Annotated in this window: 2 protein-coding genes and 1 pseudogene; 1 reads left to right on the top strand and 2 read right to left on the bottom strand. The window is 77.9% G+C overall.

From position 1 onward, the window contains the following. Window positions 1–49 precede the first annotated feature (49 nt). Complete coding sequence (locus ACFV0G_RS29250; protein ID WP_380554500.1) at window positions 50–592, bottom strand: HD domain-containing protein; 543 nt, start codon at window positions 590–592, stop codon at window positions 50–52. A 77-nt stretch (window positions 593–669) separates the two neighbouring features. On the opposite strand from ACFV0G_RS29250, the gene ACFV0G_RS29255 reads away from it, so the two are divergent. Continuing rightward, a complete protein-coding gene (locus ACFV0G_RS29255; protein ID WP_380554503.1) occupies window positions 670–1,302 on the top strand; it encodes a uridine kinase in 633 nt (210 codons plus the stop codon). A gap of 25 nt (window positions 1,303–1,327) precedes the next feature. Here the strand turns inward: ACFV0G_RS29255 and ACFV0G_RS29260 are convergent. Next, window positions 1,328–1,723 (bottom strand): annotated as a pseudogene (locus tag ACFV0G_RS29260) (DNA glycosylase); the annotation flags it as partial.

Here is a 1,723-nt window from a genome sequence, read left to right on the forward strand (position 1 = left end):
CCCGCGCCCACCGCGGCCCACCGGCCGCCGTGCGGACGGAGCCCGCCGGTCAGGGCCCGGGCGCCGGCTCGGGGAGGTCGAGCTGCGGGTCGTCGAGCTCCGCGAGCAGGGCCGGGTTGACGATGCCGACGACCGTGCGGACGTCCGCCGCGGCGACGGCCGGCCAGAGCAGGGCCCGGGCGTCGCGGTAGCGGACGGCCAGCCGGACGCGGTCGGCCTCCGGGAGCAGGGCGGCCCGGGAGGCCAGCGAGTTGTGCGCATTGTCCGCGATCTTGACCAGGGCGGCGGAGTGGTCCCCGGCGACCTGCCGGAGCATCTCGGGGTAGGGGACACCGGGCACCCGGGTCACCCTGGTCACGGTGGCCACCACCGCGGCCGGCACCCCGGCCCGCAGCAGCTCCCCGGCGGTCACCGGGGTGTCCTCCAGGACGTCGTGCAGCAGCGCCGCCATCTGCACTCCCGTGCCGAACGGCGCCACGCCGGCGGCGACGGCACGGACGTGCTCCACGTAGGGCACACCGATCCGGTCGCGCTGCCCGGCGTGCGCCCGCGCGGCCAGTGCGTCGACGTCCGCCAGGGTCAACTCGGGCATGCCGGCTCCCTTCCCGGGGTGATCATGCGTCAGCTGTGCGCACTATATTCGGCCCGAACGAGGAGGAGGGCGGCAGCATGCGGGTCGAACCGATCTCGCCGGAGCGGCTGGCCGCCCTGGTCGCCGACCGGGCGGCGGGGATCGCCGAGGGCGGCGCCCCCTGGGTGCGGGTCGCGGTGGACGGCGCCGCGGCGGCCCGCCCGGACGCGCTGGCGGACGCCCTGGTGGACCCGCTGCGGCTGCGCGGCCACCCGGTGCTGCGGGTCTCCGCCGCCGACTTCCTGCGGCCCGCGTCGATCCGGCTGGAGTACGGGCGGCACGACGCGGACGCCTTCCACGACCTGTGGCTGGACGACGGCGCGCTGCTGCGCGAGGTGCTCGCACCGCTCGACCCGGGCGGCAGCGGCCGGGTGCTGCCCTCGCTCCGGGACGCGGCCGCCGACCGGGCGACCCGGGCCCCGTACGTGGAGCTGGCGCCGGGCGGTGTGCTGGTGCTGGACGGGCCGCTGCTGCTCGGCCGCTGGCTGCCGTTCGAGCTGACGGTGCACCTGGCGATGGGCCCGGCGGCGCTGGCCCGGCGCACACCGCCGGACGAGCAGTGGACGCTGCCCGCGTTCGCGCGCTACGCCGAGGAGACCCGCCCGGGCGAACTCGCCGACCTCACGGTGAAGACGGACGATCCTCGGCACCCGGCGCTGCTCACCGGCTGAGCCGGGACCGGCCAGGCGGTGCGGGTCACGGGTGCGGCCCGCGCTGGCAGTGCGGGCACCAGAACGCCGGGCGCTGCTCGCTGTGCGGCGCGGTGCGCACGGGGGTGCCGCAGCGGGCGCAGGGCCGACCGGCCCTGCCGTACACGAAGGTGCGGCGGCCGGGCCGGTCGTCCCGGGTGGTGATCCGCTCGGGCCGGAGCTTGTTGGCCTCCAGCAGGTACTGCGCCTTGGCGAGCACCCGGTCCAGCACGGCGACCTCGCCGACCGGCGTCCACGGCGTGACAGCCGCCATGAAGCAGAGTTCGTTGGCGTACACGTTGCCGATGCCCGCCAGGTTGCGCTGGTCGAGCAGGGCGTCCGCGACCGGGCGGTCCGGGGCCCGGGCGGGGGGGGGCCCCCGCGGGGGGGGGGGGGGGCGGGG

Origin of the sequence: Kitasatospora sp. NPDC059571 (genome assembly GCF_042735675.1) — a bacterium.
Classification (GTDB): Bacteria; Actinomycetota; Actinomycetes; order Streptomycetales; family Streptomycetaceae; genus Kitasatospora.

Coding starts and splice junctions, on each gene's coding strand:
- ACFV0G_RS29250 (WP_380554500.1), bottom strand. CDS start 592: ATGCCCGAGTTGACCCTGGCGGACGTCGACGCACTGGCCGCGCGGGCG.
- ACFV0G_RS29255 (WP_380554503.1), top strand. CDS start 670: ATGCGGGTCGAACCGATCTCGCCGGAGCGGCTGGCCGCCCTGGTCGCC.